At 64.4% G+C, this 24,661-nt stretch carries 24 protein-coding genes and 1 tRNA gene; 16 read left to right on the top strand and 9 right to left on the bottom strand.

The annotated features are described in order from the left end of the window. Positions 1-13: 13 nt before the first annotated feature. The 10 genes from CXK94_RS15895 (at position 14) to CXK94_RS15850 (ending at position 10,577) form a co-directional block, all read left to right on the top strand. Positions 14-757 carry a thioredoxin domain-containing protein gene (locus tag CXK94_RS15895; RefSeq protein WP_102895075.1) on the top strand — a complete coding sequence of 248 codons (744 nt, stop codon included), beginning with the start codon at positions 14-16 and terminating at the stop codon, positions 755-757. 196 nt (positions 758-953) lie between these two features. Further along, positions 954-1,448: a RadC family protein gene (gene radC, locus CXK94_RS15890; RefSeq protein ID WP_102895074.1), complete on the top strand. Its 495-nt coding sequence runs from the start codon at positions 954-956 to the stop codon at positions 1,446-1,448. 190 nt (positions 1,449-1,638) lie between these two features. Beyond that, positions 1,639-2,115, top strand: coding sequence for a MerR family transcriptional regulator (locus CXK94_RS15885; RefSeq protein WP_016446149.1), 477 nt, complete (start codon positions 1,639-1,641; stop codon positions 2,113-2,115). Then, entirely contained in the window at positions 2,112-5,075 is a 2,964-nt protein-coding gene (locus CXK94_RS15880; RefSeq protein WP_102895073.1) for an HsdM family class I SAM-dependent methyltransferase, read from the top strand. Before CXK94_RS15885 ends, CXK94_RS15880 begins: the two co-directional genes overlap by 4 nt. Before the next feature lie 149 nt (positions 5,076-5,224). Continuing rightward, positions 5,225-5,743 carry a hypothetical protein gene (locus tag CXK94_RS15875; protein WP_017462901.1) on the top strand — a complete coding sequence of 173 codons (519 nt, stop codon included), beginning with the start codon at positions 5,225-5,227 and terminating at the stop codon, positions 5,741-5,743. Between the two features lie 143 nt (positions 5,744-5,886). Then, positions 5,887-6,330, top strand: a complete 444-nt coding sequence (locus tag CXK94_RS15870) for a TIGR03757 family integrating conjugative element protein (protein ID WP_102895072.1) — start codon at positions 5,887-5,889, stop codon at positions 6,328-6,330. Beyond that, complete coding sequence (locus CXK94_RS15865) at positions 6,327-7,271, top strand: TIGR03756 family integrating conjugative element protein (RefSeq protein ID WP_102895071.1); 945 nt, start codon at positions 6,327-6,329, stop codon at positions 7,269-7,271. The genes CXK94_RS15870 and CXK94_RS15865 overlap by 4 nt, the downstream gene beginning before the upstream one ends. Positions 7,272-7,281: 10 nt before the next feature. After that, the gene (locus CXK94_RS15860; protein WP_102895070.1) at positions 7,282-8,688 is read left to right on the top strand and encodes an integrating conjugative element protein; all 1,407 of its coding nucleotides are present in this window, start codon (positions 7,282-7,284) and stop codon (positions 8,686-8,688) included. Next, positions 8,685-9,038, top strand: coding sequence for a hypothetical protein (locus CXK94_RS15855; protein WP_102895069.1), 354 nt, complete (start codon positions 8,685-8,687; stop codon positions 9,036-9,038). Before CXK94_RS15860 ends, CXK94_RS15855 begins: the two co-directional genes overlap by 4 nt. Positions 9,039-9,053: 15 nt before the next feature. Beyond that, positions 9,054-10,577 (top strand): conjugal transfer protein TraG N-terminal domain-containing protein, encoded by a 1,524-nt coding sequence (locus CXK94_RS15850; protein ID WP_102895068.1) that lies wholly within the window; start codon positions 9,054-9,056, stop codon positions 10,575-10,577. A 19-nt stretch (positions 10,578-10,596) separates the two neighbouring features. On the opposite strand, the gene CXK94_RS15845 is transcribed toward CXK94_RS15850, so the two are convergent. Beyond that, positions 10,597-10,971, bottom strand: a complete 375-nt coding sequence (locus CXK94_RS15845; protein WP_102895067.1) for a DUF3742 family protein — start codon at positions 10,969-10,971, stop codon at positions 10,597-10,599. 222 nt (positions 10,972-11,193) lie between these two features. Between CXK94_RS15845 and CXK94_RS15840 the strand changes: the two genes are divergently transcribed. From CXK94_RS15840 to mobH, 3 genes are all read left to right on the top strand, one after another. Further along, positions 11,194-11,952 carry a type IV toxin-antitoxin system AbiEi family antitoxin domain-containing protein gene (locus tag CXK94_RS15840; RefSeq protein ID WP_102895066.1) on the top strand — a complete coding sequence of 253 codons (759 nt, stop codon included), beginning with the start codon at positions 11,194-11,196 and terminating at the stop codon, positions 11,950-11,952. Next, a complete protein-coding gene (locus CXK94_RS15835; protein ID WP_003282189.1) occupies positions 11,945-12,865 on the top strand; it encodes a nucleotidyl transferase AbiEii/AbiGii toxin family protein in 921 nt (306 codons plus the stop codon). Before CXK94_RS15840 ends, CXK94_RS15835 begins: the two co-directional genes overlap by 8 nt. Positions 12,866-13,067: 202 nt before the next feature. Next, positions 13,068-14,912 (top strand): MobH family relaxase, encoded by a 1,845-nt coding sequence (mobH, locus tag CXK94_RS15830; protein ID WP_102895065.1) that lies wholly within the window; start codon positions 13,068-13,070, stop codon positions 14,910-14,912. A gap of 26 nt (positions 14,913-14,938) precedes the next feature. Here mobH and CXK94_RS15825 read toward each other — a convergent pair whose 3' ends face one another. Beyond that, positions 14,939-15,238 (bottom strand): helix-turn-helix domain-containing protein, encoded by a 300-nt coding sequence (locus CXK94_RS15825; protein WP_003282197.1) that lies wholly within the window; start codon positions 15,236-15,238, stop codon positions 14,939-14,941. A 105-nt stretch (positions 15,239-15,343) separates the two neighbouring features. Between CXK94_RS15825 and CXK94_RS15820 the strand changes: the two genes are divergently transcribed. Next, a complete protein-coding gene (locus CXK94_RS15820) occupies positions 15,344-15,970 on the top strand; it encodes a LysR substrate-binding domain-containing protein (RefSeq protein WP_102895064.1) in 627 nt (208 codons plus the stop codon). Between the two features lie 47 nt (positions 15,971-16,017). On the opposite strand, the gene CXK94_RS15815 is transcribed toward CXK94_RS15820, so the two are convergent. The 5 genes from CXK94_RS15815 to metG all read right to left on the bottom strand — a co-directional run bounded on the left by CXK94_RS15815 (position 16,018) and on the right by metG (position 21,258). Further along, complete coding sequence (locus CXK94_RS15815) at positions 16,018-17,871, bottom strand: tyrosine-type recombinase/integrase (RefSeq protein ID WP_102895063.1); 1,854 nt, start codon at positions 17,869-17,871, stop codon at positions 16,018-16,020. Positions 17,872-18,109: 238 nt separating this feature from the next. Continuing rightward, a tRNA-Gly gene (locus CXK94_RS15810) sits at positions 18,110-18,183 on the bottom strand. 80 nt (positions 18,184-18,263) lie between these two features. Beyond that, on the bottom strand, positions 18,264-18,956 hold the full coding sequence (locus CXK94_RS15805; RefSeq protein WP_102895062.1) for a pseudouridine synthase: 693 nt from the start codon (positions 18,954-18,956) through the stop codon (positions 18,264-18,266). Next, entirely contained in the window at positions 18,956-19,162 is a 207-nt protein-coding gene (locus tag CXK94_RS15800; protein WP_102895061.1) for a cysteine-rich CWC family protein, read from the bottom strand. The genes CXK94_RS15805 and CXK94_RS15800 overlap by 1 nt, the downstream gene beginning before the upstream one ends. A gap of 56 nt (positions 19,163-19,218) precedes the next feature. Further along, positions 19,219-21,258, bottom strand: coding sequence for a methionine--tRNA ligase (metG, locus tag CXK94_RS15795; protein WP_102895060.1), 2,040 nt, complete (start codon positions 21,256-21,258; stop codon positions 19,219-19,221). Positions 21,259-21,429: 171 nt separating this feature from the next. On the opposite strand from metG, the gene apbC reads away from it, so the two are divergent. Then, on the top strand, positions 21,430-22,524 hold the full coding sequence (apbC, locus tag CXK94_RS15790) for an iron-sulfur cluster carrier protein ApbC (RefSeq protein ID WP_102895059.1): 1,095 nt from the start codon (positions 21,430-21,432) through the stop codon (positions 22,522-22,524). 279 nt (positions 22,525-22,803) lie between these two features. Here the strand turns inward: apbC and CXK94_RS15785 are convergent, their stop codons facing one another. Then, positions 22,804-23,013 (bottom strand): cold-shock protein, encoded by a 210-nt coding sequence (locus tag CXK94_RS15785; RefSeq protein ID WP_037040365.1) that lies wholly within the window; start codon positions 23,011-23,013, stop codon positions 22,804-22,806. Between the two features lie 304 nt (positions 23,014-23,317). Here CXK94_RS15785 and dcd point away from each other — a divergent pair, with 304 nt between their 5' ends. After that, positions 23,318-23,884 (top strand): dCTP deaminase, encoded by a 567-nt coding sequence (dcd, locus tag CXK94_RS15780; protein WP_037040367.1) that lies wholly within the window; start codon positions 23,318-23,320, stop codon positions 23,882-23,884. A gap of 75 nt (positions 23,885-23,959) precedes the next feature. Here dcd and CXK94_RS15775 read toward each other — a convergent pair whose 3' ends face one another. Then, a complete protein-coding gene (locus CXK94_RS15775) occupies positions 23,960-24,661 on the bottom strand; it encodes an ABC transporter ATP-binding protein (protein ID WP_102895058.1) in 702 nt (233 codons plus the stop codon).

The raw sequence follows: 24,661 nt of genomic DNA, 5'->3' as shown, positions 1-24,661 counted from the left end.
CGGGAGCGACACGATGCGCATGCCTTCATTCGCCCGCCGTCATCCCCGGATCGGTCTGCTGATCGTGGTGACCGTTGCGGTTGCCTCGTGGATGCTGCTGCGCGTGACGCATCCGGCAACCGAGTCCATGCCCCTGGCCGCCGCCGGGTCCGAAGCGCCGAAACCGGCCGGCGCGCCCTGGCTGTATGGCCGTGCCGATGCGCGCTTCACGGTGGTCGGGTACGCCGACCTGGAGTGTCCGTACTGCCGGGCCTACTTCCCCACGCTCAAGCGCTGGATCGACGCCCATCCCGAGGTGAACTGGCAGTGGCACCACCTGCCGCTGTCCATGCACGAGCCCGCTGCGACTGCCGGGGCGCGCCTGGCCGAGTGCGCGGGCGAGACCGGCGGACATGCCACGTTCTGGCAAGCCGTGGCGTGGCTCTACGCGCACACCCGTGGCGACGGCCAGGGCCTGCCGGAGGGCCTGCGCTATCCCGACCTCACGCCAGCCATGCAGGGTTGTCTCGACAGCGATCGCCCCGATGCGGTCATCCGTGCCCAGGCGGCGGAAGCCGCACAGCAGGGCATCGCGGCCACGCCGGCCCTGCAACTGCGCGACCGCGAGTCCGGCAAGACCCTCCTGCTGCACGGTCCCGTCGAAGGCGATGCCTTGCTGTCGGCCATCGACCTGCTCGCCGCCGGCAGCACGACCGTAGCCGAACCCGCCCATTCCCCAGACATGCCCGCCGGCGTTGCCGGTGACATGCCCAGGTAGCCATCGATCTTCAAGGCTGCGGCGCGGCTCGTCCGCGTTGATCGAAACCCGTTCGCATCGCATCCCTTGACGCGAACAGCCACCGCATCCGCGGTGGTGGATGCCCGCTCGTCACCTGTTCCATCCCCATCGTCCCCAGGAGGGTTTGCCCTCCAGGGGGCAGGCGCCCTCCGATCTCATCCATTGGAGGTTCGCCATGTCTCTCGTCATCGCCGACTCCCGCCCGGAGTCGCTCACCCTGATCGCCGCCCAGCACGAAGACTGGATCATCCGGCAGGCCATCACCCTGCTGGAGAACCGCGTGTTCAAGGCCGGTCCAGCGCTGGGCAGTCCCGCCGCCGTGCGCGACTACCTGCGCCTAAAACTGGTCGCGGAGCCGAACGAAATCTTCGCCATCGTGTTTCTCGACAGCCAGCACCAGGTGCTCGCCTTTGAGCCGCTGTTCAAGGGCACGGTCGACCAGACTTCGGTGTATCCGAGGGTGGTGGTCCAACGTGCGCTGGCGCTCAACGCTTCGGCGCTGATCCTGGCGCATCAGCACCCCTCGGGGAACACCGAGCCATCGGCCGCTGATCGTGCGATCACCGAGCGGCTGAAGAGCGCCCTGGCCACCGTCGATGTCCGAGTGCTGGACCACTTCATCGTCGGCAAGGGCAGCCCGTACTCGTTCGCCGAAGCCGGCTTGTTGTAGTCCGCAGGCGCCCCTTCCGGGGGCGCCTTGCGTCTTGCCCCTATCCACACGTTCGCGATGCGCTCTGATGGTCGCGACTTTCGGAAGCTTGGAAGGCTTGTGGGATAGGCGGCTGAACCGGCCTTTACCTGTTGAGAAGCACACCTTTACATGGCAGAATCTGCATATTTTCTAGTTGCCTGCAACGCGAATGTCTGCCGTCACCGCCATCCAGTACACTCAGGACCAGATGCGCACGCTAACCGGCGTGTCCGTCGAAACGGTGCGGCATTGGCGCAAGACCGTGCCCTACTTGGCGTCCAAGACCGGGAAGGCTGCCCGATTCACCTTCGCGGATCTCCTAGGCTTGGCCGTTACCAATGAGTTGGTCAGCTCGTTGGGAGTGCACATCGCCACCGTCAGCGTCGGCGTTGACGCGCTCTTTCGGTTGCTGGGCACGAGTAGCGCATTGGCGCTGAATGGGTCCGTGGCGTTCGTGACGGCCACTTCGGCGACCCTGTGCGATATCGGCCCCGAGGGGATTGGACCGGCGCCGACGCAACCGACTCTCGTCATCCCGCTCGATCCGTTGATCATGCGGCTTCAGCAGCACATGCTGCCGATCGTCCCGACGCCGAGCCAGGCAGCGTTGCCGTTTCCACCCGAAGCTATCCGGAGTAGGGCGTGAACACTGCCACGCTGGAACAGGTGCTCGCCGCAACCGGCTACCTGCCGGACGGGCAACCCGCGCCCGGTCTTCGGTTGGGGGCCGAGGCGCAGTCCTCGCGCCACGGCCGCGTTTTTGTTCCGGACGCATTGTGGCGCAGCGCGTCGTCGTTGACCGTCTACTTCAAGTTTGAGCAAAGCGCGCCTGCAGACGATCTGGTCAGCCAGTGGCGACGAGAGGTCTGGAACGAGGGGTTCGCGCCGTTGCTGTGGGTGATCTCGCCGCAGCGTATCGACCTGTACAACGGTTTCGGCACACCCGCGAAAGAAGGCGATGCCCAGAGACATTTGATTCGGCGTTTCGAGAACATCGAAGCTTCGCTTCATGAACTGGACGAGTTGGCCGGCCGACTGGCGATCGAGACGGGCCAATTCTGGGCCCAGGTGCCGGCCATCGATCGCAAGACCAGCGTCGATCAGAAGCTCCTGTCTGACCTTGGATGTCTCGAACGCGATTTGGTCGCAGGCAATCTCGCGCGCGATGCGGCGCAGGCCTTGATTGGGCGCGTGATCTTCACCCAGTACCTGATTGACCGCGAGATCGTCAGTGCGGCGCGGTTGAAGCGGGTATGCGGCCGCACGGCGTTGCCGGCGATCCTGCGCGACCGGCCAGCGACCAGCAAGCTGTTCGCATGGCTGGCCCAGACCTTCAACGGCGATATGTTTCCGCCCTCGTCGGTGAAAACGACACCAGCAGCTCACCATTTGACGCGGGTTGCGGAGTTCCTGGAGGCTGTCGATCCTGAAAGCGGGCAACTCAGCTTCTTCCCCTACCAGTTCGACGTGATTCCGGTCGAGCTCATCAGCTCGATCTACGAGCAGTTTGCACATGCTGAGCCGCAGACTGGAGGAAAGCGCACAGAAGCGTTGCGAAACGGCGTGCACTACACGCGACTGTCCGTCGTCTCGCTGGTCCTCGATGAGGTCATGGATGGTCTATCTGGACGGGAGTCGGTGCTGGATTTGACGTGCGGCTCCGGTGTCTTCCTGGTCGAAGCGCTGCGGCGCTTGGTTCATCTTCGCTCGCAAGGTCAGCCGCCCACGAGGGAGCTGATCCGCTCGACGCTCTACGGGCAGGTGTATGGCGTAGACATTAGCGAAGCCGCGATTCGCGTCGCTGCGTTCAGCCTGTACCTGGCTGCGCTTGAGCTGGACCCTGACCCGCAACCACCGCAGTCCCTGAAGTTCCAGCCATTGATCGGCAGGACATTGCTCGTCGGTGACGCTCGTACTGTCGAACGTGATGGAGATGGCAAGGCCGTGCTGGCGACGCCGACAGGGCTGAAGCAGTTCGACCTTATCGTGGGCAATCCCCCTTGGAGCTTTAGGGGGCAGACAGGAACCGAAGCGCGGCGCAAGACCAGGGTTGCGGGCGTACCTGCGCAACCGCGCGGTGAAGGCTTGGATTTCGTGTTGCGAGCGGCGGAGTTCTCACATGAGAAGACCCGTTTCGGCATCATTCTTAGCGCGATGCCGTTCTTCAGCCGCAGCGGCACCGGCATGGCAGCAGCTCAGCATGTGATGCGAGCCGTGGCTCCGATCACCTTGGTAAATCTGTCCAATTTGTGCAGTTGGCTCTTCGCGACAGCGGCCATGCCCGCAGTGGTTCTCTTTGCCCGTCATCGACCGAAGCAGCGAACGGATCAGGTCACGGTCGTTCAGATCCCGTGGACGCCCAGCGGTGCAAGGACTCATTCGTTCGAGGTGGCGCCGAGTGACGTCATCACTTTGACACTCGACGAAATCCAAGAACAGCCGTTGAAGCTCAAGGCAGCAGCCGTTGGCCGGCGCCGTGACCTCCTATTGCTGGATGACTTGACTTCGGCCCACAGAAATCTGGGCGAGCAACTCTCATTACTCGACACTACCTTCCAGGTTGGATTGATTCGCGGGGCCCCAGAGAATCAGACGCGCGATGCTCGCCCGCTAAAAGGATTGGATGTACTGCAAGTCAAAGACATGCAGCACTTCAACATTCCCGATGATTTGCCGACTTTCAGCCAATCGAAGGCACAATGGCCACGATCGCGGGAGATATATCAAGCCCCGCTTCTCATCGTGAAGGAAATGCTTCTGGGGAGTCCACGCGTCTTGGCGGCCGTCTCCGAGCGGGATCTCGTCTTCACGAACTCATACTTCGCAGTGTCTCTTCCGAGAGGGCACACGCGGACGGCACATTTGCTTGCCACCGTGTTGAGTTCTGCTTTTGCGACATGGTTCTTCTATCTGACCGCTGCAGAGTTTGGAATCTACAAGAGGAAGCTGCTGGCTCGCGACCTCAGCTTCCTACCGGTGCCTAATTTCACGAGCGCAGTGAAATCTGAGGCTGGCCAGCGCCTGCTGCAGATTGAGAAGAATCTGCGCGCCAACGGCACCGACGAGAGGGGATGGGCTGAACTGGACGAAGCTGTCTTCGATCTGTACGAACTGAACGATGCCGACCGAACTGTCATTCGAGACGGCCTCCTTCGCGCCGGGTGGCAATGGGAAACCGGCCGCGAATCATCCGTGGAGCCATCGGACAGTCGTACTGAGGTCACGGCGTATGCCAAGACGTTCCTGTCCGTTATCGAGGATTGGCTTTCCGTTCGCAATAAGCGGCACATGCGCGCCGAAGTGCTCGACTTGCCAAGCAGTTCGGCCTTGCGCGTCGTGCGCTTTGTCTTGGAAGAGGGGCCGGGTAATGCGAGCGTGAGCGTCGTGGCACCACAAGGCGAATTGGGTGAAGTACTGGCACGTATCGGCAGGCGCCTGAAAGTCAAGATTGCGACCGCGCTCAGTGCAGAGCGGGAATTGCGAGTACACGGACGCAACGAAGTCGTGATCATCAAGCCAGCAGCGCGGCGCTACTGGATGGGCATAGCGGCACTGGAAGATGCCGATGCAGTGGTCGCGGAGAGCTTTTCAGGGGGCAAAGTTTGAGGATCCCCTATGAGGCACCTCCTGCACTGGGCAGAGAGTTCATTGAACTTGAGCCCGAGGTTGTGGCGGTCATTCTGCTGACACTGGCCGCAGGTTGGCAGCGAGCATGCGCAGCCGAGGACGTGAATGCCAACGCTGGAGAGGTAATCATGACCGAGCGCCTGCGGGACGGGATGCGCATTGCGCTGAAGAACTCCCCGTGGAAGCAGATCATGGTGCTGCCTGGCACGGAATCGCGATCCAAAAGCAACGTGATGCTGCCAGACGGACGTACCGACATCCCGCTGGCGTTCGTCGAAATTTTCTTGCGCACGCAGGAGCATGATCCGCACGCGATCATCGAATGCAAACGAATCGCCGGGTCGGACACTCACTTGTGTCGAGAGTACGTCGTCGAGGGCATGGATCGATTCATCCAGGAGAAGTACGGCGAGAACCATGCTATCGGCTTCATGGTGGGGTACGTTCTTGCCGGCGCTCCTTCGGAATCCGCGGATGGCGTCAACGCTTACTTGAGAAGAGTTTCGCGCTCGGTAGATCGCCTCGCCCCGAGCGACATCAGTGACGGGACTTGGCAGAGCCTACATGCACGCTCCAAGCCGTCGATGCCGATTCGCTTACAGCATGCGTTTCTTGGGTTCGCGGGCACCTCAGCGTCCCGCACCTGATCTCCGCCTCCGACAGGAGGCAATCACAACGCTCACAACGGCATAGGGTATGAAACCGGCAGGGGCCGGATGCGGTTTCTTTGTCGCGCTAGATCGGCACTTGAAGTCGACTGTGACTTTGATCGACTCCAAGGACGCCCGATATGCCGGCCCCCGTCTTCAAGGCTTCGCCCCGGCTGCCGACCATCAGCATTGCGCCCGGACTGTGGGCAGTGCTGTTCATGTTTACCCAGACTGCAGCAGCCGACGTGCTCGTCGTCACCGACAGCCGTCATCCGGTGCAGGCTCCAGCCGGCGTGCGGATCATCGAGCTGGACCAGGCCACGCGCATCGAGGTCGAACTCGCCGCGCCCCTACCGGCCGACCCGCAACAGGCTGCAGCCCTGGTGCGGCAGCGGTTGCATGACGGTGGCGAGGCCCTTCAACGCCGCATCGGCCACGCCTACCAAGGTGTCGCGGATGCCTGGGGGCTGGGCATCGCCAAGATTCCCGCCGTGGTGGTCGATCGACGCTACGTGGTCTACGGCGAGCCCGACGTGCCCCGCGCCGTCGCGCGCATCAACGCCTACCGGAGCACGCAGCCATGAGCCTCCTGCTGGCACGCCGGCGCCTGCGCGCCACCGCCGCCTCGCTGCTGTTGGGCACGGCCACGTCGACGTTCGCCCTGGACACCGCCACCATCGTCTCGTCGGCGTTGTCCCCCGACTGCCTCGAATACCGCGTGGTCGGAATCTGCTACTGGCTGTACTGCACGCCCTTCGGCTGCTCGGTGCGCACTTCCGTCAAGGTGCGCCACTACGTCCCCGATGCGGTGGTGTCGAGCTACTCGAACACCGGCGAAAACCCGTGGCTGGAAGTCAGGGCGATGAGCATGCCCAACCCGACCGCCAAGGCTGGCGGTGACGGCACGACCAATCACGACAACGAGAACAACCTCGCCAAGTTCAAGAACGCCGATGTCATCGGCCATCCGGCCGGGATGGTGTTCAGCCAGTTCGCCAGCGCCTCCGGCTACACCTGCGAAGGCGCTGGCACGGCCTTCATGCCGTATCTGCTGAGCACGCTCGACACGATCGCCTGGCGCTACAACATCCCGGAAGCGTTCTACCCCGAAGCGCTCATCCCCGGCCGGCGCGAAATCGGTACGCGCACCGGCCTGAACCTCTGGGGCAACGTGTATCCCCGCGGTGGCTTCCTGCACCAGACCGACGACCACAAGAGCGGCGCCGTGGTCGCGCAGCGCGCGGGCGACATCGTGACGCGCCGCAACCAGATTCATGTGTACCAGCCCCTGCTGGCCAACGCCCGCGACGGCTACTGGCCGGCCGGCGCGCTGATCGAGACCGACGCCTCGACGGGCAAGTGGCAGGAGCTGACGCCCACGCTCTCGAACAGTTGCGTGGTCTTCCCGCACAGCCGCACCCGCGTGCAGGCCCAGCAGGGCGACTACGCCTGGGCCTTGTGGCGGCCGTACTCCTGCTGCCGGCGCCGTGGCCAGGTCTTCCTCGGCAGCGTCGATTTCATGTGAGGAACCCACGATGAACGCCTCCCTCCCTGACTTCCTGCACCGCGCGAAGTCGCCCCTGCGGGCCACGCTGCTCGTGGCGGCCATCACGCTGGTCGTCGGCGTCGCCTGGGCGCAGACCCGCATCGACCCCAATGGCGTGAACGTCAGCGGCAGCGTGATCGGCGACGACGTGCTCTACAGCATCGGCGGCGGCCGGGCGGTGTCGATGGGTGGTGCCGGCAACATGCAGAGCATCGGCGTGGGCGTCGGCTGGAACAGCAACCTGATCTGCGGCGACATGAGCATCACCACGACGCTGCAGAACCAGCTCAACGGCATCACCAACGGCTTCCAGACGATCATGAGCAACGTGATCCAGAACGCCACCAGCGCCGTGGCCTCGCTGCCGGCCCTGATCATCCAGCGCGCCGACCCGGGGCTCTACAACCTGCTGACCAACGGCATCCTCCAGGCACGCATGGACTTCGACCGCTCGAAGATGACCTGCCGGGCCATCGCCAATCGGATGGCGGACATGGCCGGCGGCCAAGCCGGCTGGGACCAGCTCGCCGAGGGGATGGCGCTGCGGGATGCGGTCAGCAGCACCGATGCCGTCTCCGCCATCGAGCAAGCCGAGTCCAACAAAGGGAACAACGGCGTGCCCTGGGTCGGCGGCGGCAACGCGGGCGGCTCCGGCCAGAGTTCGATCAAGGTGGTCGGCGATGTGACGCGAGCGGGCTACAACCTGCTCAACGGGCGCAACGCCACCGATACCTCGTCGATCGCGCGCAGCGCCTGCGGCAACCGCCTGACCTGCCAAACCTGGTCCTCGCCCCAGGCGGCCGCCGACTGGGCGACCCGCGTGTTGGGCGAACGCGAGCAACGCACCTGCGAAAACTGCACGAAGACCCAGACCACGCCTGGCGTCGGGCTGACGCCAGTGATCCAAGAAGAGTACGAGACCAAGCTGCAGGTGCTGCAGGAGCTGGTGACGGGCACCCGGCCGACGACGCCCACCAATCTCGACGCGGCCGGCAGCAGCTCGCTGCCGATCACCCGCGGAGTGATCGAGGCCCTGCGTGACGAACCCGACCAGGACGTGCTGGGCAAGCGCCTGGCGTCGGAGGCGGCGCTGTCCAGCGTGCTGGAGAAGGCCCTGCTGCTGCAACGCACGTTGCTGACCGGCAAGAAGGAGCCGAACGTCGCCGCCAACGAACTGGCCGTGCAGGCGGTCGACCAGGAGAACGGTGCGCTGGAGCAGGAGATCAACAACCTCAAGACCGAGCTGGAGCTGCGCCGCACGCTGGCCGGCAACTCGGCGATGGCGATCATCCAGCGCCACAGCACCCGCGCTGCCGGCTCGCGTGGCGTCTTCGAGGGCGACACCACGCGCGACCGTCTGCGGGAAGTCCAAAAGCCGCGGAGCGGTACGCCATGAGCCGGCTGGCCTGGCTGCGGCTGCCATGGCTGTTGAACCGCCGCGTCGGCGTGGCGCTGCTGTGGACCTTGCTGGTGGTCGCCGCCGCGGTGGCGGTGAACATCGCCGGCATCCACGTGGTCGGCGGCGTCGAGGGCTGGCAGCACTGGCTGCAGGCGCACGCCGGCCACTTCTTCGCGTGGCGGCTGTGCCTCTACGGGGCGACGGCTTACGGCTGGTGGTGGATGCGCCGGCGCCTGTTGCGGCGGGAGCCGTCCCGCGAGACGCATCAGCGCCTGCTGCGCACGGAGATCGCGGCCGTGATCGCCGTGGTCGCGCTGGAAGCCAGCCAACTGTTGCGGCACGGCTGAGACCGGGAGGCAGGCATGACGCTCTACACCACGGACTACCTGGAGTATTACCTGACCCTGGTGGCTTGGGTGGTCAATAACGGCATCTGGAGCATTCTCGTGGCCAGCGGCGTGTTCGCGCTGCCGTTCGTGGCCATCGTGATCCAGGAATGGCTCAAGGCCCGCAGCGAAGGTGCGGACGAAGGCAACAAGGGCGTGCTGTCGTCGATGCGCATCGAGAACCGGGTGTGGGTGGCGATCGTGGTCATCATGTTCGCCGGCATCCCGTTCATCCCGGTGGATCTCGCCACGATCAGGTTCGACACCACGCGCTCCGCGCAATGCCAGGTCAACGTCCCGCTGCCCAACGACACGGGCTGGTCCAACGTCTACACGGCGCTCAACAACCAGAGTGCGCTGGTGCCGGTGTGGTGGTTCTTCATGCACGCCATCTCAAAGGCGGTCACCGGCGCCGCGGTGGCGGCGATTCCCTGCGGCACGGACCTGCGTCAGATTCGTATGGATGTCGATGCCACGCGCATCGACGATCCGGTGCTGGCACAGGAGGTCGCCGACTTCACGCACGACTGCTATGGGCCGTCGCGCGCCAAGCTGTTCATGAACCGGCCGACGCTCTCCGACGAGCAGATGAACGACGTGACCTGGATCGGGTCGAGTTACTTCCTCGACACGCCCGGCTTCTATGACACCTATCGCGCCAAGGCCCCACGCACGGCCTGGCCCTACGACGCGACCCGCGATGCAGGGCTGGCACAGGTGGACAGCGGCGGCGGCTATCCATCCTGCCGGCAGTGGTGGGCCGATGGCGGCCAGGGACTGCGCAGCCGGCTGCTGGCACAGGTCGACCCGGACCTGCTGACCCGCATCGGGCGCTGGGTGGGCTTCCTGTCGCAGAGCGAGGTCAATGACTCGGTGATCCGCGCCGTCGTCTCACCGCGGCAGCAGAAGATGAACCAGGGCGCCGTCTACACCGACTACGGCGGCCAGATCGACAAGACGCTGCCGAACATCGTCACGCGCGGCGCGAGCGATCTGGGGCTGACCGTCGGCTCGCTGGGCTTCTTTCCGGCGATGGACGTGGTGCGCCAGGCGCTGCCGATGGTGCTGACGATGCTCAAGATGGCGCTCGTCATCTGCATCCCGCTGGTGCTGCTGATCGGCACCTACGACCTGAAGACGGTGGTGACGGTGAGCTGCGTCCAGTTCGCGCTGTTCTTCGTGGACTTCTGGTTCCAACTCGCGCGCTGGATCGACAGCACGATCCTGGATGCGCTCTACGGCTGGGGGTTTGGCGCGGACAGGCCGCACGCCAACTTCGATCCGCTGATCGGCTTGAACAACGCCTTTGGCGACATGCTGCTCAACTTCGTCATGGCGATGATGTTCATCGTGCTGCCGGCATTTTGGGTAGCTGCGCTCGCCTGGGTTGGTGTCCGCGTAGGCAACATTTCGCAGATGCTCTCAGCAGCCACCGATGGCGCCAAGTCTGCGGGAGGCAAAGGCGCTGACCTTGCAATCAAAGCAGCGAAGGCAAAGTAGCGCCGAGAGTGGCGATTCGCTACTCGTCGTCCGCGCTGCCGCCGTCGATGCGTACCTCTCCCCGGTAGAGACCGTATCCGTCCACGCCGTTTCGCCACTGAGGCTCGTCATCGTCACTGCTTTCGTCGGCATCAGCGTTGCGTACCACCCAGGCAGCGATCGCCGCAAAGACCAGCAGCAAGCCCAGCCAGAACGCGGAATAGAGCAGCACACCGAGCACGGCGAGCTTGATGATCCAGAGCACCGCCGTCGCCGCGCCCGCGGGCACCCCGCGCGTCACCAGCCAGCCGGCGACACGCTGCTCGCGGCGGAGGTATCCACGCCAGGCACGGCCAGCCCCCCGGCCCAGCCGGTGGCTCCAGCGCCCGTTGTGCGTGTTGGTGGTCATGCTCATGTGCCTCGGCTTCAGTGTTGCCTCACCTCGCGGAGTGGCCGGTCGCGGCTTGCCCTCCAGCATAGACCGCGATCAGGAGGGCGGGTTGCGGCTGGCAGAGCCGGGTCGGCCTGGGTCGCAGGTCGATTAGATTCTGCACTGGAAATCAAATGTTATGCTACTTTCCCTGCGCGTTCTTGCAATAGCTCTAGGATTGATTGGATTCCGTGCTATTTTTATAGCATGGATGGAAATTCTAGGCACCAGGTAATCAAGCGGCTGCAGGCGGGACTCCCCCGCGGGGCGCCGTTCGACCTTGCCACCCTGAACCAGTTCGGGGTGTCGCCCCAGCTCGCCGCCCACTATGCCGACGGCGGGTGGCTCGTGCGCCTGGCCCATGGCGTCTATGCCTTCCCGAACGATGAGTTCGGGGTCTACGGCGCGCTGAAGTTCCTGCAACAGCGCGTGCCCGGCCTGCACGTCGGCGGCAAGAGCGCCCTGGCCCTGCAGGGCGTGCGGCACAACCTGGGCAGCCGGGAGACGCTGGTGCTGTGGGGTGACGGTCGTTTCGCGTTGCCGGCCTGGTTCACCTCGCGCTTTCCGGCCCGCTACGTCCACGCCCGCCTGTTCGACTGGCCGGACACGACGCTGGCCAGCAAGACCCTGACCACGCCGCCTGGCCTGCCCGAGGATCTGCGGGTGGCTGCCTCCGAGCGTGCCGTTCTGGAGCTGCTGTACGAAGCCGGCGTCAAGCAGAGCCTCGAAGAGGCCCGCAACATCTTCGATGGACTGCGTTCCCCCCGCAAGGACTTGCTCGGACAATTGCTGTCCTGCTGCGCCAGCGTGAAGGCCGTGCGCCTGTTCCTCACCTGGGCGCGCGAGACCAGCCTCGTGGATGTCGATGCCCTGCTGGAGCAGTACCCGGTTCGCACCGGCAGCAACACGCGCTGGATGAGCCGGCTCGATGACGGCACCTTGCTGAGCCTGAGACCTCATGGATAAGACCTACGCGGACACCGTTCGCCTGCTGCTGGCCGTCGCGCCCGACGTGTTCGCCAACGACATCTTCGCCATGAAGGGCGGCACGGCCATCAACCTCTTCGTGCGGGACATGCCGCGCCTGTCGGTGGACATCGACGTGGTGTACCTCCCGTGGCAGACGCCGCGCGACGAAGCGCTGCAAGCCATCAACCAGGAGCTGGCCGCCATCGCCGCGCGCGTTGCACCGCTGGGCGTGCAGACACGCCTGGTTCGCGCCAAGGACCTGGGGGACACCAAGCTGATCGTCGAGAACGATGCCAACCAGGTGAAGATCGAGGTCAACGTCGTGTTCCGAGGCAGCGTGCTGCCCGTCGAGCGGCGGCCGCTGAGCGCCAAGACCAGCGATCTGTTCGGCGTCGAGTTCGAGCTGCCGGTTCTGGCACCGGACGAGCTGTACGCCAGCAAGCTGGTGGCCGCGCTGGATCGGCAGCACCCCCGCGACCTGTTCGACGTGTGGCAGCTCTACGAATCGGGCGACATCAGCGACGGCATGGTCGAGTGCTTCGTGATCTATCTGGCGGGCCACAACCGGCCGCCCCACGAAGTGCTGTTCGGCAACGACAAGGACATCGCCGGCGAGTACGAGCGGGCCTTTGTCGGCATGACCGAAGTGGACTGCTCCCTGGAGACACTGCTCGATGCTCGCGCCAGGATGCGGCGCGAGCTGCCACAGCGACTGAGCACCGCGCACAAGCAGTTTCTGAGCGGGCTGGCGCGCGCAGAACCGGACTGGTCGCTGGTGCAGTGCCAGCACGCCGCGCAACTGCCGGCACTGCGCTGGAAGCTCGCCAATCTCGAAACCTTCCGCAAGCGCCGTCCCGACGACTTCGCAGCGCAATCCGCCGCCCTCGACACCGGCTTGGGCCAGAGCTGACGAACATCCCGCAGCGCCCCACTTGCCGGGATTGCCCCATGCCGCATTCATCGTGGCACCCGCGCAGCAGCGGCCCTATACCCAAAGGCTTTCGACAAAGGCCAAAGGGCTGGGAAGGGGCAAAGGAAGGGCGCCAAGGGGAAAGGCCCTATCCTGAAAAGGCCAAAAGGCGCCCCAAGCAGCCCGTCATCCGGGGTTCGCCATGCTCTCGCTGTTCCAGCGCAAAAGGGTGCCACCCACCGCCGGCACGCCGCCCACCTCCGCCATCGAAACTCCGAAAGGGTCGATGCGGCCGGAGTCGGCCGCATCGCTGCTGGCCACGCCGCGCCGGCAGAAACTGCTGGAACACATCTGGCAACGCACATCGCTCTCGCGCCGGCAGTTCGCCACGCTCTACCTCGCCCCACTGGAGCGCTACGCCGAGCTGGTCCAGCAGTTCCCGGCCTCCGAGAACCACCACCACGCCTATCCGGGCGGCATGCTGGACCACGGCCTGGAGATCGTCGCCTATGCGCTGAAGCTGCGGCAGTCATACCTGCTGCCTGCGGGCGTCACGCCAGAGGCGCAGGCGGCCCAGGCCGAAGCCTGGACCGCAGGCACGGCCTACGCGGCCCTGCTGCACGACATCGGCAAGATTGCGGTCGATCTGCACGTCGAACATGCCGACGGCAGCGTCTGGCATCCTTGGCACGGCCCGCTGCGAAAGCCCTACCGCTTCCGTTACCGAATGGAGCGCGAGTACCGCCTGCACAGCGCCGCCACCGGGCTGCTCTACGCGCGCCTTCTCGATCGGGACATCTTCGACTGGCTCAGCGGCTATCCCGACCTCTGGGCCGCGCTGCTGTACGTGCTGGCCGGCCAGTACGAGCACGCCGGCACGCTCGGCGAACTGGTCGTGCAGGCCGACCAGGCATCGGTCGCCCAGGAACTCGGCGGCGATCCCAGCAAGGCGCTGGCGGCGCCCAAGCATGCGCTGCAACGCAAATTGCTCGACGGCTTGCGCTACCTGCTCAAGGAAGAATTCAAGTTGAACCAGGCCGGTCCGGCGGACGGCTGGCTGACCCAAGACGCTCTGTGGCTGGTGAGCAAGACCGTCTCCGACAAGCTGCGCGCCCATCTGCTGTCGCAGGGCATCGACGGCATCCCGGCGAGCAACACGGCGGTGTTCAACGTGCTGCAGGATCACGGCATCGTGCAACCGACGCCGGATGGCAAGGCGATCTGGAAGGCTACCGTCACCAGCGACGCCGGCTGGTCGCACGCCTTCACCTTCCTGAAACTCTCGCCGGCGATGATTTGGGATGCCGCTGACCGGCCGGCGCCGTTCGCAGGCCGTGTGCAGGTCGAGGAGGAACAGGCGGAGCCGCAGGCGCCGGCGGTGGCCGATGGGCCGCGCGCCGAAGGCATCGAAGCTGCATCCGCGAGCGCGGCGCCGATCGCATCCACAGCCACGGATGCCGGCGTGGCCGCGCTGCTCGACCTGCTGGGCGACACCGCTCCACCCGCGACACCGGAGATCCCGAGTTCCCCTGTTGCCGAGCCCGAGCCGGCCCCTTCGACCATGCCCCCGCCGCAGATGAGCCTCGCGTCTTCCCAGGATCGCGCGGAGCCCTCCGGGGCGCACTTCGTGGCCTGGCTGCGTCAGAGCATCCAGACGCGCAAGCTCATCATCAACGACGCCAAGGCCCTGGTGCATACCGTCGCCGGTACGACCTACCTCGTCAGCCCCGGCGTGTTCCAGCGCTACGCGCAGGAGTACCTTCAAGTCGCCGCGCTGGCCAAGCAGGAGAAGCTGGAGGGGTGGCAGTGGGTGCAGAAGCGCTTCGAGAAGCTGGGACAGCACCGCAAGCAGCCGAGCGGGCTGAACATCTGGACCTGCGAAGTCACGGGGCCGCGCAAGTCGCGCCGGCTGCACGGCTACCTGCTCGTCAGCCCGGATGCGCTGTTCCAGGAGACGCCGCCAGACAACCCATACCTGCGGCTCCTCAACGAGGCCGCAAAGCGCGAAGATTCAGCCCTTGGGGCCAAGGACGACGATCAGGCGTAGGCATGCGACCGCTGTGCGGGCCGGCTTCAATCTGCGGATGGGGCCGACTCCGCCAGCTTGGCTTCGGTCAGAGTCATCAAGTGGGCGGAACTGCATTTCAGCGCACGGGCAATCTTGAGGATGAGAGGGAGCGTGGGGACATGCTCGCCGCGCTCGATCTTGCCCATGTGCGACCGTTCGATGCCGGCCATGTGGGCCAGCGTTTCCTGAGCGATGCCCTGGTTGGTTCTTTCTTCCCGCACGGCAGCCCCAAACGCGATGGCTGGTTCCGCTTCGTAGGTAGTGGTGCCGGTGGGGCGGCCCCTTTGGATCGAACGCTTTGGCATTGCCAAGAGCGTCGAACACGGTCACGATTTAAACCACGTTAAACTTAACTCATCCAACGGCTTCGAGATCCGTTGCCACGAGTTCACCGCCTGGGGGAGCTGGACGTGGAATCGAGTGACATCACCGCCGAAATTCGCATGGCCGTCCTCGGCGAATGGGTGCCTCCCCAGCTCGCCGACGTGCTCGCCCTGCAGCGTGCCGAAGAGCCGGAGACCCATGCCGTCCTGGCCGGCTGGACAGATCCCGGTCGAGGCGCAGAGCTGCCGGACGACGGCTTCGACTTCGCCTTGTCTGCGGTTGCCCGGCAGTGGCCTGGCTGGGTATGCGAACCGCTGTGGCATGACACGCTGGCGGTCGCCGTGGCCAAGCGCTCCCACCTGCTGGCCTACCGTGAAGTGCCGTGCGGGGAAGTGCTCAAGCAGCCCTTGATCTGCTCGCAGTCCACGACCGATGAACCATGGCGCATGACCGTGCAGCGTGTGTTCGAAAACGCGCTGCAAGAGCGAGAGCAAACGGTGGAGACATTCGATGTGGCGATGACGCTGGTTGCCGCCGGGTACGGGATCGCCATTGCACCTGCCGCGAGACTGGCGAGCTACCTACGCCGAGGCATCGCCGTGCGGCCGCTGGCCGGCGCACCAACGATCGTGATGGCCTTCCTCCTGCGCCGCAACGCTTCCATGTCGGACACCCAGGCAAGATTCGCCCGCCGCGCGCGCTTGGTGTCCTGACAGACGCGCGGGGATCGCGGTTTCGCCACGATCCCGTACTCCTGCTGCTAGGCGACTCCGACTCGCAGCGGGGTCCATTCGCTTTCCTTCACGGCTGTGCTCACTGCCATGACGAGCTTGTCGAGATTGCCGGCCGTCACGCCCTCCAGTGCCGAATGCCCCCGCAGCATCGAGCGCGGTTGCAGCAGTGCATGGTAGATCTGCCAAGGGTCCGCACCCCTGGTCAGCTTCAGGACGGACTGGATCAGCTCGTGCTTGAGTGGGTCGAGGTGCCAGTCCGGCACGCGCTGGCCGCGGTTGCCCACGTTCAACGCCAGCAAGTTGCCCGCCTTGATCTCGTAGCTGATCCACCTGCGGGACTTGCCCGCCATCTTGGCAAACGCCGCAACGGGAAGGTTGTGCGGCGCTTCGAAGACATCGAACAGTTCCATCCTCTCGCGCTGAATGTCCGAAGGCACCAGCGGCGCTGCCGATCGAGGGGGCGGAACCGCCGGCAGCCGATGTGCGGCGGCAGAAACCAACGGCATGGCGTCACCCGGCTTCGTCACGAGCAGGATTGGCGAAGCGGCAACCGGCGTGGAGGGTACGCTTGCGGTTTGCTCATTCGGGAACGCGGGCACGCCTTCCAGATGCACGGTGAGCGGCATGCTGGCCGCCTCGACCTGGTTCTGCTCGAAGAGGTCGAGCCGATCGGCCCAGTCCTGCATCATGCGGCGACGCTGCTCCACGTACTCGGCATGGTTGTAGGTCGCGCTGACCTTGTTGGGATCGACATGCGAGAGCTGTGCATCCACCCAGACCTTCGGGTAGCCGATCTCGTTGAGCGCAGTGGACATCGTGCCGCGGATGCCGTGCCCCGTCAGGCGTTCCTGATAGCCCATGCGCTTGAGGGCACCATTGAGCGTGTTCTCGCTGATGCGCTTCTTCAAGTCGCTGTCGTGCCGGAACAGGTGGCGCTGGGCCGGCTTGAACTCATCCAGCAGGTGCCGGACGATCTCCATGGCCTGAATCGACAGCGGCACGATGTAGGGCGGGATGTCCTTCGGCTGCTGCCGCTTCTTGCGCATATCCAACTGGAGTTGCTTCACGACGTCGGGCGGGATGATCCACAGCCCGCGGTCCAGATCGAATTGATCCGGCGTCGCCTGTCGCAGCTCGCCGGTTCGCACGCCGGTCAGCAGCAATAGCCGCAGCCCGAGCTGGGTCTGCCGCCTGCCGCGATAGCTGCGCAGCCGCTGCAACAGCTTCGGCAGTTCGGCCATGCGCAGGAATGGGTTGTGGTTGACGGGTGGCAGCGGCAGCGCCACCACATCGAGATCGGAGGCGGGGTTCTGCTCCAGGCCCGGCACGATCACCAGCGCGTAGCGGAACAGTTGGTTGAACCACGTCCTGACTTTCTCGGCAACGGAGAGCGCCTTGCGCTTCTCGATCTTGGCGATCACCTCCAAGAGGTCGGGACGCTTGATCTCATAGACCGACCGCTTGCCCAAGGTCGGCAGCACATCCTTGTCGAAGATGCGCGGAAGGATCGAGAGGGTCGTCTGCCGGCCTTCCTTGAGGCTGAGCCCGCGATGCTTGAGCCACTTGCGATACACCGCCTCGAAGGTGTTTTCGTCGGCGAGCCGGACAGCGGTGCGCTTCTGCTTGCGGTGAACGCGAGGATTGGTGCCTTTGGCCAGCAGGGCGCGCGCTTCGTCGCGCAGGCTGCGGGCCTCGCGAAGCGTCACCTCCGGGTAGGTGCCGAGCGACATCCGCTTCTGCTTGCCCGCCCAGTAGTAGCGGAAGTGCCAAGTCCTGCCCCCTGCAGCCGTGACGGCCAAGGAGAGGCCATCCAAGTCAGGGAGGGTGTATGCCTTGCCAGTTGCCTTGGCCTGTCGAACGGCCAGGTCTGAGAGTGCCATGCTCTTGCTCCTGAACATGAGTCAGGAACCAGATGCTGGTCACGTCGACCTCGCCCCTCCATCAACAATCCGGAATCAGCCGCGCCCGCAAAAATGGACTTGTTTGTGGACTTAAAAGTCCCGGCTGTAGATGGATCGCAGTGGACTGCGGCAGAACGTCAAAGAGAGGAAAAGTCCTTGTGTGGCAACGACTTGCAGACTCTCTTGGACTTCTGCGGAAGTCCGCAGAATGATGCAGTGGAGCGGGCGAAGGGAATCGAACCCTCGTCATGAGCTTGGGAAGCTCAGGTAATGCCATTATACGACGCCCGCTCAGGGGTGCCTTTTTACCAGAAGCCAAGGGCGAAATGAAGAGTGGCGCCGGCTTTTTCCGCGGGGATGGTCGAAGCGACTCAGATTCGGGCGATTTCGTGGGGTGTCAGCGGGCGGTATTCGCCTGGGACGAGTGCCGTGTCCAGTTGCAAGGGACCGATGCTTTCGCGGTGCAGGGCAGTGACCCTGTTGCCGAAGCGGCCGAACATGCGCTTGACCTGGTGGTAGCGGCCTTCGTGCAGGGTCAGGCGGGCGCGGCGCGGGGCGAGCAGTTCCAGTCGGGCGGGCAGGGTGGTGAGGTTCTCGAAGCGAAAGTACAGGCCTTCGGCGAAGGCTCCGACGCAGCCCGGGTCGATCTCGTCTTCGGTTTCGACCAGGTAGACCTTGCCCTGCAGGCTGCTCGGCTGGGTCAGGCGGCGCGACCACAGGCCATCGTTGGTGAGCAGCATCAGACCGGTGGTGTTGAAGTCGAGGCGGCCGGCGATGTGCAGCTCGTCCCGGTCCGGCGTGTCGATAAGGTCGAGCACGGTGCGGTGCCGGGCGTCCCGGGTCGCGCTCACGCAGCCGGCCGGTTTGTGCAGCATGAGGTAACGTGCGGCCTTTCCCGCCTGCAGCAGTTCGCCATCCAGTTCGACGCGGTTGAATACCCTGATTTCATGGTCAACTGCCCGCGTAACCTGCCCATCTACGTGCACGCGACCTGCGGCCAGCAGGTGACGGACGTCCTGGCGACTGAAGCGGGGCAGGTTGGCGAGGAAGCGATCGAGGCGCATCAGTGTTCGGGGTTGGTATTGCCGCTGGCGCAGCGGGCGCAGATACAGGCCTTGTTGCGCGCGGCGTCCGGGATGCTTTCACGGACTTCGGCTGGCACGTGGGTCGAGAAGCACCAGCAGGGCTGGGCCGCGCCGGGGTCGCACTGGGCACATTGATTGGGCTGGCCGCAGAGCGGGCAGCGGGAAGAATCAAGCGGGTCGCTCATGCGTATTTCCGTGGAAAAGGGCGCGCCGGGCCAGGGGACCCGGCACGCGGAGCGGGTTACATGACGCGTTGGCCCGGCCGGGCGCCGTTGTCGGGGCTGAGCAGGTAGATTTCGCTGCCGCCGGGGCCGGCGGCCAGGACCATGCCTTCGGACAGGCCGAACTTCATCTTGCGCGGCGCCAGGTTGGCGACATAGAGGGTCAGGCGGCCTTCCAGCTTGCCCGGGTCCGGGTAGGCGCTCTTGATGCCGGAGAAGACGTTGCGCTTGGCATCGCCGATGTCCAGGGTCAGGCGCAGCAGCTTGTCGGCGCCCTCGACGAACTCGGCTCTCTCGATCAGGGCGATACGCAGGTCCACCGCGGCGAAGGCATCGAAGTTGATTTCCGCGGCCAGCGGCTCCTTCGCCAGTTCGCCGTTGCCCGCCGGGGCGGCGGTTTCACTGGCGGCCAGGTCTTCCTTGGAGGCTTCGACCATGGCTTCGATCTTCGCCGGCTCGATGCGGGTCAGCAGAGGGCTGAAGGGGTTGAGCGGGTGGTTGGCCAGCAGTGTCTGGTGGTCGTTCCAGCGCAGCGGTGCGACGTTGAGGAACTGCTCGGCCGCGGCGGCGAGGTTCGGCAGTACCGGCTTGAGGAAGATCACCAACTGGCGGAACAGGTTGATGCCCAGCGTGCAGATTTCCTGCACTTCGGCCTGCTTGCCCTCGACCTTGTTCAGCGCCCAGGGTGCCTTGTCGGCGATCCAGGCGTTGGCGCGGTCGGCCAGGGCCATGATTTCCCGCATGGCGCGGGCGAAGTCGCGTGCCTCGTAGGCTTCGGCGATCGACGGTGCGGCGGCACGGAAGGCGTCGGTCAGTTCCGGTGCGGCGTTGGTTGCGACCATCACCCCGGCGTTGCCCTTGTGGATGAAGCCGGCGCAGCGGCTGGCGATGTTGACCACCTTGCCGACCAGATCGGAGTTGACCTTCTGTACGAAGTCCTCGAGGTTGAGGTCGAGGTCGTCGACGCCGCGGCCGAGCTTGGAGGCGTAGTAGTAGCGCAGGTATTCGGGATTCAGGTGCTCGAGGTAGGTGCGGGCCTTGATGAAGGTGCCGCGCGACTTGGACATCTTCTGCCCGTTCACCGTCAGGTAGCCGTGCACGTTGACCGCGGTCGGCTTGCGGAAGCCCGCGCCTTCGAGCATGGCCGGCCAGAACAGGGTGTGGAAGTTGATGATGTCCTTGCCGATGAAGTGGTACAGCTCGGCCTTGGAATCCGGCCCCCAGAACGTGTCGAAATCCAGCTCGGGACGGCGTTTGCAGAGGTTCTTGAAACTGGCCATGTAGCCGATCGGCGCGTCGAGCCAGACGTAGAAGTATTTGCCCGGCTCACCGGGAATCTCGAAGCCGAAGTAGGGCGCATCGCGGGAGATGTCCCATTCCTGCAGGCCGCCATCGAGCCACTCGGCGATCTTGTTGGCCACCGACTCCTGCAGCGCGCCGCCGCGGGTCCACTCCTTGAGCATCGCCTCGAAGTCCGGCAGCTTGAAGAAAAAGTGCTTGGAGTCCTTGAGCACCGGGGTGGCGCCGGAGATGGCCGAGCGCGGGTCCTTCAGTTCGGTGGGCTCGTAGGTGGCGCCGCATTTTTCGCAGTTGTCGCCGTACTGGTCCTCGGCCGCGCATTTCGGGCAGGTACCCTTGATGAAGCGGTCGGCGAGGAACATGCCCTTTTCGGGGTCGAAGTACTGGGTCACCGAGCGGGTGGCGATGTGCCCGGCGTCGTGCAGGCGGGTGTAGATCAGTTCGGCCAGTCCGCGGTTTTCCTCGGAGTGGGTCGAGTGGAAGTTGTCGAAGTTCACCAGGAAGTCGTCGAAGTCGGCGCTGTGCTCGGCCTGCACGCCGTCGATCAGCTGTTCCGGGGTGATGCCTTCCTTCTCGGCGCGCAGCATGATCGCCGAGCCGTGGGCGTCGTCGGCGCAGACGTAGATGCACTGGTTGCCGCGCAGCTTCTGGAAGCGCACCCACATGTCGGTCTGGATGTACTCGAGCATGTGGCCGAGGTGGATCGAACCGTTGGCGTAGGGCAGGGCGCTGGTAACGAGAATCTGGCGAGCTTCGGACATGGGGGATCTGCGGTCGGAATTGCGAAAGAAAGTCTGCAACTATAAAGGGGTAGCGCGTTTTTTTCACCAGCGCCGCCGGGATGTGCCGGCTGGTTCAGGCATCGGTGGGCTCGGGGGCGCCCGCGGGGTAAGATGCCCGTCTGATTTGCTCGGCCTTTCTTGGGAGTAGCCATGTCCGTCACCCGTGAAGCTGTGGAAACCGTACTGCGCCAGTACACCGATCCCCATTTGAACCAGGACCCGGTCAGCGCCGGTTGCGTGCGTTCGATCGATATCCAGGGGGAGCGCGTCGGCGTCCAGCTCGAACTGGGTTATGCCGCGGGGTTGTTCCGCAGCGGCTGGGCGCAGATGCTGGCCATGGCCATCGAAAACCTGGAGGGCGTCAGCCGTGCCGACGTGCAGGTCGATTGCGTGATCCGTTCGCACAAGGCCCAGGACCAGGTGCCGGCTCTCGGCAACGTGAAGAACATCATCGCCGTGGCGTCCGGCAAGGGCGGTGTCGGCAAGTCCACCACCGCCGCCAATCTGGCGCTGGCGCTGGCGCGCGAAGGTGCACGGGTCGGCGTGCTGGATGCGGATATCTACGGGCCGAGCCAGGGCATCATGTTCGGCATCGCCGAAGGCACGCGGCCGCAGATTCGCGATGGCAAGGCGTTCATTCCGCTGGAAGCCCACGGCGTGCAGGTGATGTCGATGGCCTTCCTCGCCGACGACAAGACGCCGATGGTCTGGCGCGGGCCGATGGTCTCCGGTGCGCTGTTGCAATTGATCACCCAGACCGCCTGGAACGACCTCGATTACTTGGTGGTGGACATGCCGCCGGGCACCGGCGATATCCAGCTGACCCTGGCGCAGAAGGTGCCGGTGACGGGGGCGGTGATCGTCACCACCCCGCAGGACCTGGCGTTGCTCGATGCGAAGAAGGGCGTGGAGATGTTCCGCAAGGTCAACATCCCGGTGCTGGGCGTGGTGGAGAACATGGCCACCCATATCTGCTCCAACTGCGGCCATGCCGAACACCTGTTCGGCGAGGGGGGCGGTGAGAAGCTGGCGGCGCAGTACAATGTCGACCTGCTGGCGTCGCTGCCGTTGTCGATGGCGATCCGCAGCCAGGCCGATGCCGGCAAGCCGACGGTGATCGCCGATCCGGAAAGCCAGATCGCGATGATCTACCAGCAGGTGGCGCGTACCGTCGGTGCCCGCATCGCCCAGAGCGGGCAGATCATCGCCCAGTCGATGCCGAATATCGTCGTTTCGGATGATTGAGGCCGCAGGCCTGGCTTGAAGCTTGAAAAGCATCGCCCCGAGGTCGGGCAATCCACAGGGATGTGATGAATGCCGCAGGCCCGCCGGGAGCGGGCGCGGCCTCCCACAAAGGCAGCGAATCCTGCCGAACCCTGTAGGAGCCGGCTTGCCGGCGATCCCAGGTGCAGGCAAAAGCATCGCCCGCAAGCGGGCTCCTACGCCAGATACAGGCAACCACAACAATTAACGCAGCCACAAAAAAGCCCCGCCGAAGCGGGGCTTTTTCAGAGAAGCCTCAGGTTAGATAACCTGAACTTCCTCAGCTTGCATGCCTTTCTGGCCGCGGGTAGCGACGAAGGAGACCTGCTGGCCTTCCTTCAGGCTCTTGAAGCCTTCACCCTGAATGGCACGGAAGTGTACGAAGAGGTCGTCACCGGATTGCGGAGTGATGAAGCCGAAGCCTTTCTCATCGTTGAACCACTTGACGGTACCGGTTTGGCGATTGGACATTTGATGTCTCCTTGAACCAAGTTTTGAAGAATAAAGTGCGGGCTAAATGGCCCGTACATCACTGTGTGCAAGGAGATAGGAGTCGTATCGATATTTGGATCGAGATCTAAACATGTAGCGATTCACGGTGACACATGCAGCAGCAGCCCAGTAACAATACCGGTTTTCTGGAGCAAAGCGAGCTTTATTTTGGATTTCTTCGCCGAGCGGCCATCCATACCGCGGCAGGCTTTGAACCGGCGTGCGAGGCTCGGTAAGATGCGCACCTTCTACCGCCCATTTCAACCGGATCAGGACGCCAGCCATGAGCATCAAATCGGACAAGTGGATTCGCCGCATGGCCCAGGAGCACGGCATGATCGAGCCTTTCGTCGAGCGCCAGGTGCGCACTGAAGGCAACGACCGGCTGATCTCCTATGGCGTCTCCAGCTACGGCTACGACGTGCGCTGCGCCGATGAATTCAAGGTGTTCACCAACATCAATTCGGCGACCGTCGACCCGAAGAACTTCGACGAAAAGAGCTTCGTCGACGTCAAGAGCGATGTCTGCATCATTCCGCCGAACTCCTTTGCCCTGGCCCGTACCGTCGAGTACTTCCGGATTCCGCGCAACGTACTGACCATCTGCCTGGGCAAAAGCACCTATGCGCGTTGCGGGATCATCGTCAACGTCACGCCGCTGGAGCCGGAGTGGGAAGGCCACGTGACCCTGGAGTTCTCCAACACCACCACGCTGCCGGCGAAGATCTACGCCAACGAGGGCGTGGCGCAGATGCTGTTCCTCGAATCCGACGAGGAGTGCGAAGTCTCCTACCGCGACCGTGGCGGCAAGTACCAGGGCCAGCGAGGCGTGACTCTGCCCAAGGCCTGAGTACCCGCGGATAGCCGCGCGCAGTAACGAAAAAAGCCGGGCGAATGCCCGGCTTTTTGCTGGCCGACGATTCGCTCAGCCGCCCAGGTAGGCGTCGCGCACCTTCGGATCGGTGAGCAGGTCCTCGCCGCTGCCTTGCATGACGATGTGGCCGTTTTCCAGCACATAGCCGCGATCAGCCAGCTTGAGCGCCTGGTTGGCGTTCTGCTCGACCAGGAACACCGTCACGCCATCCTCGCGCAGTTGTTCGATGATCTCGAAGATCTGCTGGATGATGATCGGCGCCAGCCCCAGCGACGGCTCGTCGAGCAGCAACAACTTGGGCTTGCTCATCAGCGCGCGGGCGATGGCGAGCATCTGCTGCTCGCCGCCGGACATGGTGCCGCCGCGCTGCTGGTAGCGTTCCTTCAGGCGCGGGAAGAGGTCGAGGACCCTGTCCAGCTGTTCCTGGAAGTCCGCCTTGCCAGTGAAAAAGCCGCCCATGGAGAGGTTTTCCTCCACCGTCAGGCGGGCGAAGATCCGCCGCCCTTCGGGCACCACGGCGATCGCCTTGCGCATGATGTCGCAGGTCTGTTGTCCGACCAGTTCCTCGCCCTGGAAGCGGATGCTGCCGCTGGCCGCCCGTGGCGAGCCGCAAAGCGTCATCAACAGGGTCGACTTGCCGGCACCGTTGGCGCCGATCAGCGTGACGATTTCACCCTTTTCCACATGCATGCTGATGCCATGCAGGGCCTGGATCTTGCCGTAGAAGGTCGAGACGTTTTCGAAAGTCAGCAT

Origin of the sequence: Stutzerimonas stutzeri (assembly GCF_002890915.1) — a bacterium.
GTDB lineage: Bacteria > Pseudomonadota > Gammaproteobacteria > Pseudomonadales > Pseudomonadaceae > Stutzerimonas > Stutzerimonas stutzeri_AF.
The sequence above is the reverse complement of the archived record's forward strand: the minus strand, read 5'-3'. Positions and strand labels throughout refer to the sequence as shown.

What these genes read in the sequence shown, in the direction of transcription:
- CXK94_RS15895 (WP_102895075.1), top strand. Translation starts at nt 14, where the DNA reads ATGCGCATGCCTTCATTCGCCCGCCGTCATCCCCGGATCGGTCTGCTG.
- radC (WP_102895074.1), top strand. Translation starts at nt 954, where the DNA reads ATGTCTCTCGTCATCGCCGACTCCCGCCCGGAGTCGCTCACCCTGATC.
- CXK94_RS15885 (WP_016446149.1), top strand. Translation starts at nt 1,639, where the DNA reads ATGTCTGCCGTCACCGCCATCCAGTACACTCAGGACCAGATGCGCACG.
- CXK94_RS15875 (WP_017462901.1), top strand. Translation starts at nt 5,225, where the DNA reads ATGACCGAGCGCCTGCGGGACGGGATGCGCATTGCGCTGAAGAACTCC.
- CXK94_RS15870 (WP_102895072.1), top strand. Translation starts at nt 5,887, where the DNA reads ATGCCGGCCCCCGTCTTCAAGGCTTCGCCCCGGCTGCCGACCATCAGC.
- CXK94_RS15865 (WP_102895071.1), top strand. Translation starts at nt 6,327, where the DNA reads ATGAGCCTCCTGCTGGCACGCCGGCGCCTGCGCGCCACCGCCGCCTCG.
- CXK94_RS15860 (WP_102895070.1), top strand. Translation starts at nt 7,282, where the DNA reads ATGAACGCCTCCCTCCCTGACTTCCTGCACCGCGCGAAGTCGCCCCTG.
- CXK94_RS15855 (WP_102895069.1), top strand. Translation starts at nt 8,685, where the DNA reads ATGAGCCGGCTGGCCTGGCTGCGGCTGCCATGGCTGTTGAACCGCCGC.
- CXK94_RS15850 (WP_102895068.1), top strand. Translation starts at nt 9,054, where the DNA reads ATGACGCTCTACACCACGGACTACCTGGAGTATTACCTGACCCTGGTG.
- CXK94_RS15845 (WP_102895067.1), bottom strand. Translation starts at nt 10,971, where the DNA reads ATGAGCATGACCACCAACACGCACAACGGGCGCTGGAGCCACCGGCTG.
- CXK94_RS15840 (WP_102895066.1), top strand. Translation starts at nt 11,194, where the DNA reads ATGGATGGAAATTCTAGGCACCAGGTAATCAAGCGGCTGCAGGCGGGA.
- CXK94_RS15835 (WP_003282189.1), top strand. Translation starts at nt 11,945, where the DNA reads ATGGATAAGACCTACGCGGACACCGTTCGCCTGCTGCTGGCCGTCGCG.
- mobH (WP_102895065.1), top strand. Translation starts at nt 13,068, where the DNA reads ATGCTCTCGCTGTTCCAGCGCAAAAGGGTGCCACCCACCGCCGGCACG.
- CXK94_RS15825 (WP_003282197.1), bottom strand. Translation starts at nt 15,238, where the DNA reads ATGCCAAAGCGTTCGATCCAAAGGGGCCGCCCCACCGGCACCACTACC.
- CXK94_RS15815 (WP_102895063.1), bottom strand. Translation starts at nt 17,871, where the DNA reads ATGGCACTCTCAGACCTGGCCGTTCGACAGGCCAAGGCAACTGGCAAG.
- CXK94_RS15805 (WP_102895062.1), bottom strand. Translation starts at nt 18,956, where the DNA reads ATGCGCCTCGATCGCTTCCTCGCCAACCTGCCCCGCTTCAGTCGCCAG.
- CXK94_RS15800 (WP_102895061.1), bottom strand. Translation starts at nt 19,162, where the DNA reads ATGAGCGACCCGCTTGATTCTTCCCGCTGCCCGCTCTGCGGCCAGCCC.
- metG (WP_102895060.1), bottom strand. Translation starts at nt 21,258, where the DNA reads ATGTCCGAAGCTCGCCAGATTCTCGTTACCAGCGCCCTGCCCTACGCC.
- apbC (WP_102895059.1), top strand. Translation starts at nt 21,430, where the DNA reads ATGTCCGTCACCCGTGAAGCTGTGGAAACCGTACTGCGCCAGTACACC.
- CXK94_RS15785 (WP_037040365.1), bottom strand. Translation starts at nt 23,013, where the DNA reads ATGTCCAATCGCCAAACCGGTACCGTCAAGTGGTTCAACGATGAGAAA.
- dcd (WP_037040367.1), top strand. Translation starts at nt 23,318, where the DNA reads ATGAGCATCAAATCGGACAAGTGGATTCGCCGCATGGCCCAGGAGCAC.
- CXK94_RS15775 (WP_102895058.1), bottom strand. Translation starts at nt 24,661, where the DNA reads ATGCTGACTTTCGAAAACGTCTCGACCTTCTACGGCAAGATCCAGGCC.